We start from the raw sequence: 15,980 nt of genomic DNA on the forward strand, positions 1-15,980 counted from the left end.
GCGACAGCGTGGGCGATCTCGGGCGAGATGATCGACGCCGGCCACCTGTCGCCTCGGCGCCCTCACCATCGAGATCACGATCTACGGCTGGAGTATTAGGCAGCGAATGACCTCCGCTTCTGGCTTTCGCCGCCCGCTTTGCCGCAAAATGCAACAAAAGGCTGATCTTCTTAATTGCGGGAGGTGGGGCGCTGCGTCCGCCGGTGAGCCGGTACCGTCCCGCGCGATCCATCGCACTGCCCGGCTCAGCTGTACTGAGCCGCAGCGCCGTTGCCGTGGCTTTCCCGCGAATGGCGCAGCCTGGTACCGCACATTGGAGACGGCTAAGCCGTATCGCTCCGTCGGCCTTGCCGTGGTCAGACGATCTCCGCCCCCGTCACCCCCCTCTTCACCGTCTTGGATCTGTTGGCTCCTGGGAGTTCCTTCGGCCCGAGCCCGCGGCCGCTGGGCGCCGCACACGCCCTGGAAAGCAATGCCCGCGGTCACGGATCGCGCAACAAGGACAAGTCGCGCACGCTGATCGCGGAAAGGGACAGGAGCCGCCGCCGGGGGGCAAAGCCGATTGCCTGTGCTCCAGAAGGAGAAGACACAGCCAGGCCCACTCCTCGCACGTCGGCGGTCAAAGTCCCGCTTCCCGGGGAAGCGGACATCGCGAAGGTCATCGGCGAGGGCTACGGCCCTTGTGTCACCCTGCATGTGCTGAAGACGTTCCCCGGCGCCCGGGACATGTGCCCGGTGCTCACCGGCATGGTGAAGGCGGTCTTCGGTACCTCCGGCGTCGACGCGAAGCACCGCGAGGTGACCATCCCGCGCGCCGCCTCGGTTCTGAACTGCCCGTTCGATAGCAGGCGGGCGAGCGGATGGCCACGAACGCCGGACTCACCGAAGCCGGGATCAATTCCCTCGTGGCGGTCGGCACGGCCGAGGGCATCAGCAAGGAGCACGCCCTGCTCGCCAATGCCACCGACGAACTCCTCAGGACCGGAACGCTCACGGACCCCACGCTGCGGTCCCTCCTGGATACCTTCGGCGATGTCGGGACGCGCGAGTACGTCACGACGATCGGGTGGTTCAGCATGCTCAGCCTGTTCCTCAACGGCACCCGCGCACGATGGAGACCACGGACAGCCAGGCCCGGAGGCTGCGGCAGACCTGGCCGATGAAGGCGAGGCCGGCGGTGCTGCGGCAGGCGCTGCCAAGGACGGCATCGGCGATGGGAAGCCGGTGTGGCGCATCAGCAGCAGCAGTGGGCTGATGGCTGAGCAGGAGCCGCGGGCCGGCGCGGTGTTGTGCGCCTGGTCTGCCCTGCATGACCGCGAAGGGCCACGCGGAATGCGACGCGTGGCAGGCCATGAAGGGCAAGGCCTTCACGGGCCCTGAGGTGTCGCTGGAGGAGGCCGCGGGCGCGTCAGCCGACGTGGCCTCCAAGGGGGAGACCAATGCTGGTGGCGTCTGGTACGCGGTGGGCGCCTGCCAGAAGAAGATCCTCGCGGCTGCGGGCCGCGCCTTCGGGGAGATCGCCGAGGCCGGGAGCAACCAACTGGCCGCTGCTGAAGGCGTGTTGGACGGCCTGTCCGGACGAGGGCGGACGCGTGGTGGTACGGTGCGATGCGCTTTGATAATCTGCTGAAAAGTAGTCATAAGCAGGGTTCTGGCTTACTTGAAACGGGCGCGCTCCATCCGCTCGGAGGGGGAACAATTCCATGATGCGTACAGCTGCCGCGGCGATCACCGGCATCGTCGCGGCAATTTCGCTTACGGCGGCCACGCCTTCGGCGGCCCTCGACTCCGACGAGCCTCCCGCCTTCGTCGTCGACGTTCTCCTCGGCACGGGACATATCGAGGTTCGCGACGGAGTGAAGCAGGTCGGATTTGATATCTCCATCTTGTGCCGCGCACAGACCGACATGGAGATATTGATGCAGGTATCTCAGGAGAGCACCGGCGCCGAGGGGTTCGACCAGCGCCTGTTCAGCTGTACCGAAATAAACACGCAGTTCCTCCAGACCTACTTCTTGTCCGATGAACGATGGGCTTCTGGAACAGCGCACGTGCAGGCGACATTGCTTGAGCAGGGGACCGCTTTCGATGAATTTCAGCGGGATATATCTCTGATCGACAGGTCCTGACCGATACGTCAGCCGCTGGGTATGTTGCCGAAGCTTCCCTCATGTGGCGAGACGCTTCGACGCTGATGATCCTGCCCGCCCGGCGGCGCCCCACCCCTGGGAGAAGGGGGCAAGGGGCGCCGTCGTGGTCTCGCAGGAAGCCGGTTTCTGACTCGCGATCAGTAACCGGCCTCGGCCGCCTCGGACCGGTGGCCAGGCAGGTCGTACAGGCGCGGCACTGACCGGTCGGCACGTTCCTCCGGGGCCGGTATGCAGTGCTCGGGGCGCCGCTGCCAGCGAGGGTGATCCCACGTACGCGGGATCCCGCGTACGTACGGCAGACCTCGGGAGCCGTTGACCCGGACCCAGTTCGGGCGCGTAAGGCCGCTGCCGCCCCGGGCCAAGGTTCAGGTGAAGCGGACCGGGTCGGCCGCCCAGTTACCCAGACGCCGCCATGGGCGCGGACGACCCAGCAGGTAGCCGCCTGTGAGCGCGGCGGCCACGGTGACGACGGTGCCCCTCATGTCCAGCGCATGCCGATGGCGGAGCTCCCGCTGCTCCTGGTCCTCGTGGGCGCCCGCCACCGCAAGCAGCGCCCCGGCCCACGCGCCCGGAGCCCCCAGTGGTGCGATGACGGGCCGCCGCCCGGGACTGGCCTGGGCGGCGGGGACCGCGGGTGTGCTGCGGGCTGCCTGCCGGCTGCACGTCAAGAAGCCCAGATACCCGTGATATCCGTGGCATTGGCAGCCTGACCGGCGTGCGCGGTGCCGTACATGTCCTCGATGGTGCGCAGCAGGTTGTAGTGGGTGTACTTCGTCGCCGACGACGAGCCGGCCGTCACCGGCTGTCCGTACAGCACGGTCGGGATCCTGTTGCCGGAGTGCAGGTTGTCCTCGTCGAAGGTGACGACAAGCAGGCTGTTGTGTGTCTTCGCCCATGTCGCGTACGCGCCGAGGTTCTTCTTCAGCCAGGTGTCCCCCGTACGCACCGAACAGTCGTGCATGTCGTTGCAGAGGTTGGGCGTCACGAAGGACACTGTCGGCAGTTTGTTGTAGTCCGTGGGGAACTGCTTGAAGGTGTAGGCGGAGGACCTGGGAACGTTCTTGAAGCCGAACCACGGGTTGTGCTTGCGGGCGTACTTGCCGCTGCTGCAGGTGGTGGACCCCCGGCTGGGCAGTGTCTCGTTGTAGCTCGCCCACGTCTTGCCCGCCGCTGTGAGTTCCGTGGCGAGGTTCGGCGCGCTGGAGAAGCCGGGCTTGTAGCAGCTGTCATTCGTGATGCCCTGCGTGGAGCCGGAGAACAGCGCGAAGTAGTTGGGCTGGCTGGGGTGGGTGATGGCGTACGACTCCGTGAGGACGGCGCCGCCCGACTTCAGCGAATTGATGTACGGAGCACTGGAGCTGCCGATGATCTGGCTGTAAGAGTGGTTCTCCATGACCACCACGATGGTGTGGTCGGGGGTCGGGACGGCGCCTGCGGCCTGCGTCGTGGGTGCGTCACCCACGCCCGCCAGGAGGCCTGCGCCGATGGCGGCGACACCTGCGAGGGAGACGATGGGCGCACGGACACTGCGGGACACGGACCATTGAGATGAGCGACCGGACACATGTGCCTCCGTGGGGGGAACACCGCGAGGTCGGGGGCGTCGACAGTCGGGCGGAAGATCCTTCCAGGTGACGTTCCCGTGCAGCTTGCCATGAGGCCCGCCGTCCGGCGACCTGTGCGGATCCACCGGCAGCCAGGGCATGACGGGCACAGTGTTTGCGCCCTGGCGCCCTGGCGGCTGTGTCGGTGTTCAGATGCCGGGCCGGTGGCGCATCGGGTGGTCCTGGGGCACTTCGACGATGCAGATCATTACGCCGTCCGGATCGGCGGTCCACATCTCGATCAGCCCCCAGGGCTCCTTTCTGGGCGGCCGAAGCATCTCGACGCCCTGCGGTACGAGCTGCTCGTACGCCGCCTGCGCGTCCTCGACCTGCAGCCACAGCTGAAGGCCGGGGGAGGGCGGGGTGTCGGAGCGGCCCGAGACCTCGAGGAAGCCCCCGCCGAGGAAATAGACGGTGCCGCGCTCGGGTCCGGTGCCGAACTCACGGTAAACCGACAGGCGAAGCTTCTCGCCGTAGAAGATCCGTGAGCGCTCGGGGTCGGTGGGCCGGAGCAGGGTCCTGCTGCTCAGTACATGCACCATGCGGTCACACCCTGTCTGGAGATGATTGATTCCAAAAAAGGCCTGCGAAGACGGGCGAACGCCGTTCCAACGTGACGCCGTTGCCCTCGCCGGCCCTCCGGCACTCGAAGTTGACAGCACAAATCCCCTGGGGGTCTGTTATGACACCTCAGGGTTTGCTGCGGTCGGACGGGCCGGATCCTTCTGGGTCGCATCGGCAGGGCTTGTCGGCGATGGCAGGGGATATATGGCTGCGTTCCTGTGAAGGCTGACGCTGCGTGGCTTTCTCGGGTCATGGTGATTGAGGTGTGCGACGTCATCGCCAAAACCTCTCCGCAGCTCCCTTGGGGGCTTCTCAGATGCTTCGGGTCCGAGCCATCCGACTGCGCGATGCGCTCGACGCCTGCGTGTGATCTGCCTCCGCCGACCTCGCTTTTCGGATCCTCTTGATGATTCATGTCCCTAATTTCATTCCAGTGAATCATTCCGCTCGGGTATCGCCTGTCGATTGGCGATCGGAGAAGACCTGATGTCTTTCCTTTTCTCCAGGTTCTCGCGGTGCTGTTCGGCGAACGCTTCCAGGCGCCGCACGTAGCCGTTCCGTTCGTCCTCGCGCACGGCGCTGAGGGCCACAGCGAGGATCTCGTCCGACGCGTCGGGGACTAGGAAGTCGCCCGGGTCGGTGCAGGCCCGCCACGGGCGGTGGCGGCTGGCAGCGGTGGCGGGATCGCGGCCCCCGGTGTGAGGTTGCGATCGGAGGGCACCCGTGAGGTGCCCCACGAGCCCGCAGGTAAGGGGTCCGTACCAGAGAGGGAGACACCGGTGAAGAAGAAGCAGAAGCTGCCACTCGCCTACAAGCCCGTCGGATTCGCCCTCGGGTGGGTGGGCGGAACTCTGGCCGGGTTCGCCTTCCAGAAGACGTGGAAGGTGATCCGGCACGAGGACGATGCACCCGACGCCCTGGACCGCGACCGAGGGTGGGGCGAGGTGCTGTTCGCCGCGGCCGTGCAGGGCGCCATCTTCGCCGTGGTACGCAGTGCCGTGGACCGGTCGGGCGCCAAGGCCGTCGAACGGGCCACCGGCACCTGGCCGACCCCGGACAAGGGTGGCCGCGACTGACGGCGTCCGCCGTCCCGCTCGCCCCCGCCGGGTGCGCGGCACCGGCGCGTTCAGGCGTCGGCTCTTCTTGTGAACTGCACGGCAGATCTACCACCCGCTCTGACACCGCACAGCGGTTTCTGCCAATCCGCAGTAGGACGCAGCGGGGTAGTCGGCGGTCCCGCCGAAACGGCGCCCGTACAGAGAACATCGGGTTGCGACGGTCCCTTGTCGGGGGTCTGGGTTCCCAGGAGAGCGGCGGTCTTTCCGATGTTGTGACAGAACGCCCGAATTGGCCACGGCGCTCGGTCGGCCGGAGGTGTCGAGTGCGGGGGCGTGGGTGGCGGCGGGGCCGGGGGCCCCTCCAGCAGCCGGGTGACCTCCTGGCCGAATGCGTACGGGGTCGCGACCGTGGTGGTGTCGACCCCGAGTTGGGCCGCCGCTCCGCGCAGGCGAAGCCGGCAGGCGGTCTCCAGTGCCCTGCGCGATACTAATGGATTGACAGGGTCATGACTACTGCCTAGATTCCTCTGCGGCTGCGGTGTCACAAGGCCCCCGCCCTCCCAGGAGGATGCACATGGTCGCATCGTTCGTCGCTCATCGCGCCCTCGATGGCGGGACGTATCACCTCGAGGGCGACCTCGACCTCCAGTCACCGTGCACTTCGGCCGTCGAAATGGTGGTCGGTGGCCGACTGGTCGAGTTCACCGCCGGGCCGGCCTCCTTGGGGGACGATGTCGCCGCTTCCCTGGGCATCGGGGCACCCGACTCCGAGTTCACCTTCCAGAAGGGCACGCTGCGTATCTTCCAGTCGATCGAGCGCGAGCCGCGCTCAGGGCTCGTGGAGCGGCCTTCGCTCGTCGTGTGGCTCGGCGAGCGCCACGCACTCGTGACTCGGCTGTACGGCCTGAGCGTGGCCGAGGTGCTCGGGCTGCTGCGGTCGGTGCGCATCGCGGAGAGCGAGTACGGGCTCACACTCCAGCCGGATCCGTCGGCCGGAAGCGCCTTCGCGCGGCCCGCGACGGTGATCAAGGAGGTGCCCGGCCTCGGGCTGTTGGAGCTGTCCCGGCGGACGAAGGAGCACACCGCCCAGCTTCCGCCCTGGAAGGGAGTGGCGGTCGCGTCCGGTGAGCTTTTCCGCGACACGCTCTCCGACGGCAGCCCGTTCTTCGTGCTCTCCTCCGCCAAGATCTGGGCCACGCTGGTGCCGCTGGCGTCGACTGCCGTGGAGCGGGTGCCCGAGCTTGTCGGGCGGCTCGCGCTGCGGCACACCGGGTGAGGCGGGGGTGATGGGCTTCTACGGTGGGCTGACCGCCTCGGTCGCCCTACTGAGCCTGCTCATGGGTGCGGGCTCTCACGCCACCCGTCCGGCTGCCCTGGGAGAGGCGCTGCGGGCGCACGGCGTGCTGGGCCCGCGGCTCCGCCGGTTCGCGGCCGTCGTCCTGCCCTTCGCGGAGGGCGTCTTGGGGGCGGTCGGCGTGGCCGCGCTGCTGACGGGTCACCAGTGGGGGCTGCAAGCGGTACTTGCCGTGGGGGCCGCCCTCTTCGGGCTCTATGCCGGCTACACGCGGTACGTGCTCGCCCTCGGCCGCGGGGGGCCGTGCGGCTGTTCACGGCAGGATGTGCCCCTGAGCCGCTGGGTGACCCGGCGGGCCGCGGCCCTTGCCGGGCTCGCGCTGGCCGGCGCGGTCATCGCGGGGGCCGGCCCCGTACGGCTCTCCGCGGCGGAACTGATCACGCTGATGCTCGCCGCTCCTGCCTGCACGGTGCTGCTGTGGTCCCTGCCTGCCGCCATGCACGAGCCGACCGCGGCATCAGTTCACCTGCCGACCAGAGCCACGGTGCACCCGACTGCCGAAGGAGTGTCCTCGCGATGGACTTCACCACCAGCGCTGTGATCGCCTCGTGGGCGGCGATCGCGCTGCTCGCGCTCGTCGTCTCGGGATTGATCAGGCAGGTGCACCAACTGTCACGCACGCAGCCGCACCGCCCCGGGCGAGTGGGCATCGCCCCCGGCGCACCGGCGCCCGGCCTCGACGCGGCCCGGTTCGATGCGGCCGGACTCGACGGCCTCCTGACGCAGGGCCGCGCCGGGCTGCTGCTCTTCCTTGACGCCGACTGCCGCACCTGCGGTGAGGTGCTCGCCGAGGCCGGCGTCTGGACGGCCCGTCAGGGCGCCACCGCCCCGGCGGTGCTCGGCCTCTACGCGGGCGCCGGGCCCCAGGCCGACGAAGGCCCCGTCCCGGTCAGGGATCACCGTCCGGAGCTGTTCACGGCCTACGACATCCCCGCCACTCCCTATGCGGTGGCCATCGACCCGGAGGGCCGGATCACGCGTTCGGAGCCGCTCGGTTCCCCCACCGCGCTGCTGCGGTTGCTCGACGACATCGCACCCGCAACGCCGAGGAGCCGGCCATGACTTCACTGGACGAGGTGCCCACACTGCGCCGCCCCGGGAGCGGTGGCCGCCGGTCCCGGACCGGGCGCGGGGCCCTGCCATCCTTCGCGCCGTCCAGGCGCACAGTGCTGCAGGTGGCGACCGCCGCGGGCTTCGCCGCGCTGGGGGTGTTCTCCGCGGCCCGGCAGGCGTACGCCGACGGCTACGAGATCTGGACCGGTGCGTGCCCGAGTTACGCCGCGGACCACAACTGCTCCCCGGGCTGCGGGCCCAGCACCGTCTACGCCGACGCGTGCGAGACATCGGGGACGAACACCGGCTTCCACCGGTCGGACGGTGTCACCTGGACGCTGCGGCCCAACCAGTGCTACGCGGGCACTTACGACGGCTGGCTGTGGCGCTACAGCGCGGCCTGCGGCAGTTGCGGCTGCGGTATCGAGCGGCGCTGCCACGACGGGTACCGCGACACCGGCTCCGGCTGGGTGAAGTCCATCTGCCGTTGGACCACCGACTGCGACTGTCCCGGCTCCGTCGGCTGGCCGACCCTCGGCAGGGGCGCCACCGGGCCCGACGTCCACACCATTCAGCACCTGCTCACCTATCACGGTCATCCGGCGGATGCCGACGGCATCTTCGGGGCGGACACCGAGGCGCAGGTCGAGGAGTTCCAGTCGGCGAACGGACTCAGCCCCACGGGCAGCGTCAGCCCGGCCACTTGGCCGGTGCTGGTCGTCACCGTGCGCCAAGGACAGGTGAACGGTGCCGTACGCGGCGCGCAGTGGCAGCTCAACAAGCACGGTTCCGCACTGACGGTCGACGGCAACTTCGGTTCGCTCACACGGCAGGCCGTCGTCTCGTTCCAGTCCCTGTACGGCCTGACCGCCGACGGCGTGGTCGGCCCGAACACCTGGCTCACGCTGACCGGGACAGTCTAGATGGGTGAGTCCGGCCGTCCCGTGTCCCGGCCGAGCGGCGCCCGTGACGTACGGATGCTGCTCACCGATCCGGTCCTGCCCGTTGCGGCCCTCGGGATCGCGGCGATCGCCGCCGCCCTCTACGCCCCCATGCTCACCTGGGCGATCACCGGCGGTCTGGCCGGCTACTCGCTCTCCGGCTCCGTTTGAACGCGTAACAGCGCGTTCGCGCTGGCCTCGCCAGGTTGGCGGGCAACGTACAGACAGGCACTGGTCCTCGGCGTATTCACGGCGGGCCTGCTGGCCGGCGGGGTGCTGACGGCCGGGGTGCTGTGGCTCCTGTCCGGTCTCTCCACACCGCTCCCGGCCGGCGTGCGGCAAGGGCTGATCGTGGCCGTCGCGCTGCTCGCCGCGCTGCGCGACGCGGGCAAGCTGTCGCTACGGCTGCCGCAGAACGCCCGGCAGATACCGCAGGACGTATTGCGCCGCCATCTGGCGTGCGGTGCCCTGCAGTTCGGCTTCGAACTCGGCACGGGCGTGCGTACCTACGTCTCGGCCAGTACGCCGTACGCGATGGCGGTCGCGGTTCTGCTGTCCGGGGGCTCCTACGCGCCCGCACTGGCCGCCGGACTCGGCTTCGGGGTGGGCCGGGCGCTCACCCCGGCCCTGCGCAGGCTGTCCGGAAACGGGAAGCGCTGGGACGACATGCTTGCGCGGCGGCTGACCGGCATGACCGTTCTGTGCTCCGTGCTGATCGCCACTGTCGCCTGCGCGATCTTTCGGTAGCGTCGTCGCCCGATGTCGTGACAGGGCGCGGAGGTCGCCACTGCGCCGAACCGGAATCCGCATCGAGGCTGGACCCGCATCGCACCAGGTTACGCAACGACCTTTGCCTGTAGGCCAGTTGTGCCGGAGGTCTGGTCCTGTGGCAGATGGTGACGGTGTGGACACGCAATGGAAGTGGAGGTCAAACTCGCCTCACCCCTCTAGCGGGGACTCGGGATGGACTCATAACGGAGGCGGGATGTTGCGGCGTACGATCCAACTCGCACTGGCATTTGTCATGATCATGGCTGCTGCGGTGGGCGGTGTGCTGGCCACGGCCGCCCCGGCCCAGGCCGACGAGTGCTACACCTGGGGCCGCACCCTGTCCGAGGGCATGTCGGGCGCCGATGTGACCCAGCTACAGATCCGGGTGGCCGGGCATGTCGACTACGGCGAGATCCTCTCCGTCGACGGCAACTTCGGCCCGCGGACCAAGGCCGCCGTCACCAAGTTCCAACAGGCGTACGGGCTGGCAGCGGACGGCGTCGCGGGTTCCCAGACGTTCAGCAAGATCTACGCACTGCAGGATCCGGACTGCACCCCCATCCACTTCACCTACGCCGAGCTGAACAAGTGCAACTCCGACTGGTCCGGCGGTGCGGTCAGTGCCGCGACGGCCAAGTCCAACGGCCTGCGCACGATGTGGAAGCTGGAAGCCATGCGGCGCGCCATGGGCGACGTGCCGATCACCGTGAGCAGCGGATTCCGCTCGACGGCCTGCAACAGTGCGGTCGGCGGCGCCTCGAACAGCCGGCACCTGTACGGTGACGCCGCCGACCTGGTCGGCAGCCCGTCGTTCTGTCAGCTCGCCCAGCGAGCCCGCAATCACGGCTTCGGCGGCATCTACGGCCCTGGCTATCCCGACCACAACGACCACACCCACGTGGACGGACGCACCAGCCGCTCCTGGTCCGCGCCCAACTGCGGCGTGTGACCGGCAAGTCCCACCCGCACAGCGGTCCACCTTCCCCGGGTCGGCCTCAAGCCCGGACAGGTGGGCCTGCGTTGTCCGTAGGACGCGCGGCAGGCCACGGGCGGGCACCGCTCGTGGCCGAAGCAGAGCAGACCTGCCGCGCCCCTCTCCCTCACTCGCCCCCGAATTCAAGTAGGAGTGCTCTGATGTCGTCCCGTATCCCATGGCGCGCCCGCGCCGCAACGGCCCTGCTGGCGGTGTTCGCCGGTATCGGTGCGTTCGCGGTCCCGGCCCCCGCCGTGGCCGATTCCCCGCCCGAGAGCCTGCAGAGCGTCACCTACCACGGCTACCGTATCGAGGTGCCCGCCGGATGGCAGGTGGTCGATCTGGCCGAGAACCCGCGCGCCTGCCTCCGGTTCGACAGACCCGCCGTCTACCTCGGTGAGCCCGCCGACCAGAACGACTGCCCCGCCGGAGTCGTCGGCCGTGCGGCGGGCATCGTAGTGGAGCCCATTACCGCCCGCTCCGCCGGCCAGGCGACGGCGGCGACGGCGCGGACCCGGAGCGGCAAGGCCACCGCCCCGAACGCCGCGTCCACCAACGACACCATCCAGATCGCGGTCGAGGACGCCGGCGTCCTCGTGACCGCCGCCCACACGCCGGAGACCGAGAGCGTCGTCCGCAGCGTTCTCGCCTCGGCCGAGCTGACCAAGGGCGCCGAGCGCACCGAGCTGCCCCGCGCGGCACAGCGGTCCGATGCCACCCCCCTGGCCGCGGCCGGGCCGCAACCCGGCAGCTACGTGGGCAAGGGCTTCGACGCCTGCACCGCGCCCTCGCAAGCCGCCATGAACGCCTGGCAGGCGAGCTCGCCGTACAGCGCGGTCGGCGTCTACATCAGCGGCTCCTTCCGCGGCTGCGCCCAGCCGAATCTGACGGCGAGCTGGGTGACCAGCCAGACCAACAACGGATGGCGTCTGTTCCCCATCGATGTCGGGCGCCAGGCACCGTGCACCAACTACTCGCTGAAGATGTCCACCGATCCGGCCACGGCCAAGTCCCAGGGCGTCACCGCGGCGGCCGGGGCCATCACCGCCGCGTCGAACCTCGGTATCCCGGCGGGCAGTGCCATCTACAGCGACATCGAGGCGTACGCCTCCACGGCCTCCTGCAAGGCAGCCGTGCTGTCGTACCTGTCCGGCTGGACCGAGCGGCTGCACAGCAGCGGCTATCTCTCGGGCTTCTACTCCAGCGCCGCCTCCGGCATCAAGGACGCCGCCAGCGAGTACAACAACAGTGCCTACACGCGGGTCGACCACCTCTTCTACGCGTGGTGGAACGGCGCCGCCGACACCAACACCGGTTCGTACGTGCCGTCCAGCTACTGGTCCAACCACCAGCGGATCCACCAGTACGCGGGCGAGGTCACCGAGTCCTACGGCGGCTACTCGATCAACATCGACCGCGACTACCTGGATGTGGGCAACGGCACCCCGCCCACACCCACCTGCACTGGGGCGAACCTCGACTTCACCGCGTACACCACCGTCCAGAACGGTTCGAGCGGAGACCGGGTCAAGGCGGCACAGTGCCTGCTCAAGGCCGCCGGCTTCGACCCGGGCACCCCGGACGGGATCTTCGGGCCCGACACGACCACCGCCACCCGGAACTTCCAGACCGGCAAGGGGCTCACGGCGGACGGTGCGGTCGGCGCGAAGACCTGGACGGCCCTGCTGTCCCGCGGATCCGCCCCGACCATCCAGAGCGGCTCGACGGGAGAGGCCGTCACCCGGCTGCAGCGCGCACTGACCGCCGCGCTCGGCCGGACGGTGTCCATCGACGGCGTCTTCGGCTCGGGCACCGCCCAGGCCGTACGCGACTACCAGTCCTCGCGCGGTCTGGGCGCCGACGGCATCGTCGGCCCTGCCACCTGGGGCGCCCTCCAGTCGGGAAAGTGAGCAGGCAAGTGAGTAGGAAAGTGAGTAGGAAAGTGGGGCAGAAATCGTGAGACACGTCGCACGCATCATCACCCTGTTCACCGCGTTGGCGGGCCTTCTCTTCGGACTGGGCGTCCCCGCTCAGGCATTCCCGCAGGCCGCGTTCCCGCTGACGAGCAACGGCAACCGAGGCTCCGACGTTGTCGCGCTGCAACATCTGCTCGCCGCGCACGGCCGCTCGGTGGCGGTGGACGGCGTCTTCGGCTCGGGCACGCGGACCGCCGTGGTGGGCTTTCAGCAGTCCAAGGGTCTGGCCGCGGACGGCATCGTCGGGCCCGCCACCTGGGGCGCGCTCGCCATCACCGTACGACAGGGCGACAACGGGCCGGCGGTGACGGCCGTCCAGTCGCTGCTCAATGCCAAGCGGGGCGCCGGCCTCTCGGTCGACGGGGCCTTCGGACCCGCCACCACCTCCGCCGTCCGCACCTTCCAGTCCCACGCGGGAATCGGGGCGGACGGCGTCGTCGGGCCGGCCACCTGGCAGAACCTGCTGTGGCACTACGAGAACATCGACTTCGGCGCCGGCACGATGTGCGCACAGAGCCCCGACGGCAACGCGGGCGCCCACTGGGCGACAGCCGGCGCCGTCGGTCAACTGGAGGCCGCCGCCGCCACCTTTGCCACCACCGGGAACGGCAGACTGCCGGTCGGCGACGCGGGCTTCGAGCACGGCGGGGACATACCAGGCCACGGCAGTCACGAAGTAGGGATGGACATCGACGTGTGGCCGGTCCGCACCGACTCGGCGCAGTGCACCGCGGGGCGTATCACCTGGCAGTCGAGCACCTATGACCGCGCGGCCACCCGCAGGCTCGTGCAGGAGATCCGGGCGAAGGCCCCCGGACACGTCCAGCTGATCTTCTTCAACGATCCGCAGCTGATCTCGGAGGGGCTGACCACGAGCTACCCGAACCACGACAACCACCTGCACATCCGCTACCGGTAGCGGACCGGCCGCGGGACCGGGGCTTCGCCCACGGACCCGCGGCCGGCCGCGGCGCTCAGCGGATCACCAGCGTGGTGCCGGCCACGGCGGGCACCAGTTCCCCGATGACCGGATGTCCGGGTATCTCGCCGGCGACCAGCAGTCCGCCGGAGGTCTGTGCGTCGGCAAGCAGGTGCAGTTGGTCCTCGCTCGCCCGTCCCGCGTCCAGGTGTGGGCGCACCCATTCGAGATTGCGCCGGGTGCCGCCGCTGACGTACCCGGCCCGCAGGGACTCCCAGGCGCCGTCGAGCACGGGGACGGCGGCGGCGTCCACCACGGCCGTGACGCCGCTGGCCCGGGCCAGCTTGTGCAGATGGCCGAGCAGCCCGAATCCGGTCACATCGGTGGCGCATACCGCGCCGGCCTCCAGGGCGGCGGCACTTGCCTTGTCGTTGAGCGCCGTCATGCCGGCGACGGCGTGCGCGAAGACCTCACCGGTCTGCTTGTGGCGATTGTTGAGTATCCCTACGCCCAGCGGTTTGGTGAGGGTCAGCGGCACACCTGGCCGGCCGGCGTCGTTGCGCAGCAGCCGGTCCGGATCCACCAGGCCGGTGACGGCCATTCCGTAGAGCGGTTCCGGGCTGTCGATGCTGTGGCCGCCGCCGACGAAGCAGCCGGCGCCGCGGGCGATGTCGAGCGCTCCCGCCAGGACTTCGCGGGCCAGCTCCGCGGGCAGCAGGTCACGGGGCCAGCCCAGGAGGTTGAGCCCGACGACGGGCCGGCCGCCCATCGCGTAGACGTCGGACAGGGCGTTGGCCGCGGCAATCCGGCCCCAGTCGCGGGCGTCGTCGACGACGGGAGTGAAGAAGTCGACCGTCGACACCAGGGCGGTGCCGTCACCGGTGCGCACCACCGCGGCGTCGTCACCGTCGTCGAGTCCGACCAGCAGCCGGTCCTCGTCTCCGCCCAGGGCCTGTCCGGGGTTCCGGGGCGGCAACAGTCCCGCGACCATCGCCTCCAGCTCCCCCGGAGGGATCTTGCAGGCGCAGCCGCCGCCGTGTGCGTACTGGGTCAGCCGTACGGGCGCGGCGGGTTCGGCGGGTCGGGCGGGTCGGGCGGGTCCGGCGGCGGAGCCAACAGTCGTCACACGACCATCATTTCACTCTTGCCCCAGCAGCGTGCGGGGACCACAATCCTGCTCGGAGGCGTTGGGCGGGCTGGTGCCCCTCCCGATCTTCAAAATCGGTGTGGTCCGGAAACCGGGCCAGGCGGGTTCGATTCCCGTCCGCCTCCGCTGACTCGGATCGGGGTGGCACGGGTGGCGCAGGAGATACGGCAGCCGCCGGCGGACACCCGGCGGCAGGTGCCGAGCACCACAGCGCTGCTCGGCGATCCCCAACTGAGCGAGGCGTCCGCACGGCTGGGCAGGCCCATCGTCAAGGCTGCGGTCGCCACCGCCCAGCAGGCCGTACGCGACGGACATATCGGCCCGGGCGACGCCGTCCACGCCGCTCTTGCCGCGCTCCCCGCACTCGCGGCCGGGCTGAGCCCCGTGCTCAACGCCACCGGCGTGGTGCTGCACACCAATCTGGGGCGGGCTCCGCTGTCGCGGTCCGCACTGGAGGCGATGGCGGCGGCCGGCGGATACACGGACGTCGAGCTGGACCTGAGCACCGGCAGACGGGCGTCGCGAGGCCGCAGCGCCATGGCCGCCCTTCGGGAAGCGGTGCCGGCCGCAGAGGCCGTGCACGTGGTCAACAACGGAGCCGCAGCCCTGGCCCTGGCGGCGGCGACGTTGGCCCCGGGCCGCGACATCCTGCTCAGCCGGGGCGAGTTCGTGGAGATCGGCGACGGTTTCCGGATCCCCGACATGCTGGCCTCCTGCGGCGCCCGGATACGCGAGGTCGGCACCACGAACCGGACCCGTCTCGGCGACTACAGGGACGCCGCCGGCCCGGACACGGGCTTCATCCTCAAGGTCCACCCGTCGAACTTCACGGTGAGCGGCTTCACCCGAGGAGTGGACGCCCGGGAACTGGCGTCGCTGGGCCTGCCCGTGGTGGTCGACATCGGCTCCGGCCTCCTCGCGCCTGACCCGGTGCTGCCGGACGAGCCGGACGCGGCCACGGCCCTGCGCGCCGGGGCCACGCTGGTCACCGCCAGCGGAGACAAGCTGCTCGGCGGTCCGCAGGCGGGGCTGGTCCTCGGCCGCGCCGCCGTCGTGGAGCGGATGCGCCGCCATCCGCTGGCCCGCGCCCTGCGCGTGGACAAGTTCACCCTGGCCGCGCTGGAAGCGACACTGCGTGGTCCCGAGCCACCCGTGCACGCAGCCGTGCACATGCCGCTGCCACAGCTGCGTACACGCACGCTGCGCCTGGCCGAAGGCGTTGCGCGCCGAGGTCTGGACGCGCGTGTCGTGCCCTGCGAGGCGGTGGTCGGAGGAGGCGGCGCCCCCGGAACCGCCCTGCCGTCCTGTGCGCTCAGCCTCCCCGAAGGCCTGGCAGGACCGCTGCGCACCGGTGAACCGGCCGTGCTCGGCCGGGTGGTGCGCGGCCGGCTGCTGCTGGACCTGCGGTGCGTACCGCAGGCGTGCGACAGCGACATTCTTGCCGCGGTGCTGCGCGCGGCGGGGCGCTGA

General features: G+C 69.8%; 19 protein-coding genes and 1 tRNA gene. 15 read left to right on the forward strand and 5 right to left on the reverse strand.

What is annotated here, in order from left to right; all coding sequences use genetic code 11:
- The first annotated feature begins 860 nt into the window (after nucleotides 1-860).
- The 3 genes from ACIBBB_RS32890 to ACIBBB_RS32900 all read left to right on the forward strand — a co-directional run bounded on the left by ACIBBB_RS32890 (nucleotide 861) and on the right by ACIBBB_RS32900 (nucleotide 2,129).
- Nucleotides 861-1,163 carry a hypothetical protein gene (locus ACIBBB_RS32890; RefSeq protein WP_398988539.1) on the forward strand — a complete coding sequence of 101 codons (303 nt, stop codon included), beginning with the start codon at nucleotides 861-863 and terminating at the stop codon, nucleotides 1,161-1,163.
- 146 nt (nucleotides 1,164-1,309) lie between these two features.
- Nucleotides 1,310-1,630 (forward strand): hypothetical protein, encoded by a 321-nt coding sequence (locus ACIBBB_RS32895; protein WP_398988541.1) that lies wholly within the window; start codon nucleotides 1,310-1,312, stop codon nucleotides 1,628-1,630.
- 73 nt (nucleotides 1,631-1,703) lie between these two features.
- A complete protein-coding gene (locus tag ACIBBB_RS32900) occupies nucleotides 1,704-2,129 on the forward strand; it encodes a hypothetical protein (protein ID WP_398988543.1) in 426 nt (141 codons plus the stop codon).
- Nucleotides 2,130-2,515: 386 nt separating this feature from the next.
- Here ACIBBB_RS32900 and ACIBBB_RS32905 read toward each other — a convergent pair whose 3' ends face one another.
- From ACIBBB_RS32905 to ACIBBB_RS32920, 4 genes are all read right to left on the reverse strand, one after another.
- Nucleotides 2,516-2,818, reverse strand: a complete 303-nt coding sequence (locus tag ACIBBB_RS32905) for a hypothetical protein (RefSeq protein ID WP_398988545.1) — start codon at nucleotides 2,816-2,818, stop codon at nucleotides 2,516-2,518.
- Nucleotides 2,815-3,687 (reverse strand): alkaline phosphatase family protein, encoded by an 873-nt coding sequence (locus ACIBBB_RS32910; RefSeq protein ID WP_398988547.1) that lies wholly within the window; start codon nucleotides 3,685-3,687, stop codon nucleotides 2,815-2,817. Before ACIBBB_RS32910 ends, ACIBBB_RS32905 begins: the two co-directional genes overlap by 4 nt.
- A gap of 216 nt (nucleotides 3,688-3,903) precedes the next feature.
- Nucleotides 3,904-4,296: a VOC family protein gene (locus ACIBBB_RS32915; protein WP_398988549.1), complete on the reverse strand. Its 393-nt coding sequence runs from the start codon at nucleotides 4,294-4,296 to the stop codon at nucleotides 3,904-3,906.
- Nucleotides 4,297-4,743: 447 nt separating this feature from the next.
- Nucleotides 4,744-5,055 carry a hypothetical protein gene (locus tag ACIBBB_RS32920; protein WP_398988551.1) on the reverse strand — a complete coding sequence of 104 codons (312 nt, stop codon included), beginning with the start codon at nucleotides 5,053-5,055 and terminating at the stop codon, nucleotides 4,744-4,746.
- A 42-nt stretch (nucleotides 5,056-5,097) separates the two neighbouring features.
- On the opposite strand from ACIBBB_RS32920, the gene ACIBBB_RS32925 reads away from it, so the two are divergent.
- The 10 genes from ACIBBB_RS32925 (at nucleotide 5,098) to ACIBBB_RS32970 (ending at nucleotide 13,363) form a co-directional block, all read left to right on the forward strand.
- Nucleotides 5,098-5,394, forward strand: coding sequence for a DUF4235 domain-containing protein (locus ACIBBB_RS32925; RefSeq protein WP_398988553.1), 297 nt, complete (start codon nucleotides 5,098-5,100; stop codon nucleotides 5,392-5,394).
- Between the two features lie 556 nt (nucleotides 5,395-5,950).
- On the forward strand, nucleotides 5,951-6,652 hold the full coding sequence (locus ACIBBB_RS32930) for a hypothetical protein (protein ID WP_398988555.1): 702 nt from the start codon (nucleotides 5,951-5,953) through the stop codon (nucleotides 6,650-6,652).
- A gap of 10 nt (nucleotides 6,653-6,662) precedes the next feature.
- Nucleotides 6,663-7,271: a MauE/DoxX family redox-associated membrane protein gene (locus tag ACIBBB_RS32935; RefSeq protein ID WP_398988557.1), complete on the forward strand. Its 609-nt coding sequence runs from the start codon at nucleotides 6,663-6,665 to the stop codon at nucleotides 7,269-7,271.
- Nucleotides 7,247-7,792 (forward strand): hypothetical protein, encoded by a 546-nt coding sequence (locus ACIBBB_RS32940; RefSeq protein ID WP_398988558.1) that lies wholly within the window; start codon nucleotides 7,247-7,249, stop codon nucleotides 7,790-7,792. Before ACIBBB_RS32935 ends, ACIBBB_RS32940 begins: the two co-directional genes overlap by 25 nt.
- Nucleotides 7,789-8,706, forward strand: a complete 918-nt coding sequence (locus tag ACIBBB_RS32945) for a peptidoglycan-binding protein (protein ID WP_398988560.1) — start codon at nucleotides 7,789-7,791, stop codon at nucleotides 8,704-8,706. The genes ACIBBB_RS32940 and ACIBBB_RS32945 overlap by 4 nt, the downstream gene beginning before the upstream one ends.
- Nucleotides 8,707-8,895: a hypothetical protein gene (locus ACIBBB_RS32950; protein WP_398988562.1), complete on the forward strand. Its 189-nt coding sequence runs from the start codon at nucleotides 8,707-8,709 to the stop codon at nucleotides 8,893-8,895. It abuts the gene before it with no gap.
- Between the two features lie 102 nt (nucleotides 8,896-8,997).
- A complete protein-coding gene (locus ACIBBB_RS32955) occupies nucleotides 8,998-9,471 on the forward strand; it encodes a hypothetical protein (RefSeq protein ID WP_398988564.1) in 474 nt (157 codons plus the stop codon).
- A gap of 238 nt (nucleotides 9,472-9,709) precedes the next feature.
- Nucleotides 9,710-10,444: a D-Ala-D-Ala carboxypeptidase family metallohydrolase gene (locus ACIBBB_RS32960; protein WP_398988565.1), complete on the forward strand. Its 735-nt coding sequence runs from the start codon at nucleotides 9,710-9,712 to the stop codon at nucleotides 10,442-10,444.
- Between the two features lie 185 nt (nucleotides 10,445-10,629).
- Nucleotides 10,630-12,378 carry a glycoside hydrolase domain-containing protein gene (locus tag ACIBBB_RS32965; protein ID WP_398988567.1) on the forward strand — a complete coding sequence of 583 codons (1,749 nt, stop codon included), beginning with the start codon at nucleotides 10,630-10,632 and terminating at the stop codon, nucleotides 12,376-12,378.
- 46 nt (nucleotides 12,379-12,424) lie between these two features.
- Nucleotides 12,425-13,363 carry a penicillin-insensitive murein endopeptidase gene (locus ACIBBB_RS32970; protein ID WP_398988569.1) on the forward strand — a complete coding sequence of 313 codons (939 nt, stop codon included), beginning with the start codon at nucleotides 12,425-12,427 and terminating at the stop codon, nucleotides 13,361-13,363.
- 55 nt (nucleotides 13,364-13,418) lie between these two features.
- Here the strand turns inward: ACIBBB_RS32970 and selD are convergent, their stop codons facing one another.
- A complete protein-coding gene (gene selD, locus ACIBBB_RS32975) occupies nucleotides 13,419-14,417 on the reverse strand; it encodes a selenide, water dikinase SelD (protein WP_398988755.1) in 999 nt (332 codons plus the stop codon).
- A gap of 126 nt (nucleotides 14,418-14,543) precedes the next feature.
- On the opposite strand from selD, the gene ACIBBB_RS32980 reads away from it, so the two are divergent.
- Nucleotides 14,544-14,637, forward strand: a tRNA-Sec gene (locus ACIBBB_RS32980).
- A 23-nt stretch (nucleotides 14,638-14,660) separates the two neighbouring features.
- Entirely contained in the window at nucleotides 14,661-15,980 is a 1,320-nt protein-coding gene (selA, locus tag ACIBBB_RS32985) for an L-seryl-tRNA(Sec) selenium transferase (protein WP_398988571.1), read from the forward strand.

Source organism: Streptomyces sp. NPDC051217 (genome assembly GCF_044455465.1).
Classification (GTDB): Bacteria; Actinomycetota; Actinomycetes; order Streptomycetales; family Streptomycetaceae; genus Streptomyces.

Bases quoted from the DNA above. Each gene is read 5' to 3' on its own strand.
- ACIBBB_RS32930 (WP_398988555.1), top strand. From the start codon at position 5,951: ATGGTCGCATCGTTCGTCGCTCATCGCGCCCTCGATGGCGGGACGTAT.
- ACIBBB_RS32915 (WP_398988549.1), bottom strand. From the start codon at position 4,296: ATGGTGCATGTACTGAGCAGCAGGACCCTGCTCCGGCCCACCGACCCC.
- ACIBBB_RS32895 (WP_398988541.1), top strand. From the start codon at position 1,310: ATGACCGCGAAGGGCCACGCGGAATGCGACGCGTGGCAGGCCATGAAG.
- ACIBBB_RS32900 (WP_398988543.1), top strand. From the start codon at position 1,704: ATGATGCGTACAGCTGCCGCGGCGATCACCGGCATCGTCGCGGCAATT.
- ACIBBB_RS32890 (WP_398988539.1), top strand. From the start codon at position 861: ATGGCCACGAACGCCGGACTCACCGAAGCCGGGATCAATTCCCTCGTG.
- ACIBBB_RS32965 (WP_398988567.1), top strand. From the start codon at position 10,630: ATGTCGTCCCGTATCCCATGGCGCGCCCGCGCCGCAACGGCCCTGCTG.
- ACIBBB_RS32945 (WP_398988560.1), top strand. From the start codon at position 7,789: ATGACTTCACTGGACGAGGTGCCCACACTGCGCCGCCCCGGGAGCGGT.
- ACIBBB_RS32940 (WP_398988558.1), top strand. From the start codon at position 7,247: ATGGACTTCACCACCAGCGCTGTGATCGCCTCGTGGGCGGCGATCGCG.
- ACIBBB_RS32960 (WP_398988565.1), top strand. From the start codon at position 9,710: ATGTTGCGGCGTACGATCCAACTCGCACTGGCATTTGTCATGATCATG.
- ACIBBB_RS32935 (WP_398988557.1), top strand. From the start codon at position 6,663: ATGGGCTTCTACGGTGGGCTGACCGCCTCGGTCGCCCTACTGAGCCTG.
- ACIBBB_RS32950 (WP_398988562.1), top strand. From the start codon at position 8,707: ATGGGTGAGTCCGGCCGTCCCGTGTCCCGGCCGAGCGGCGCCCGTGAC.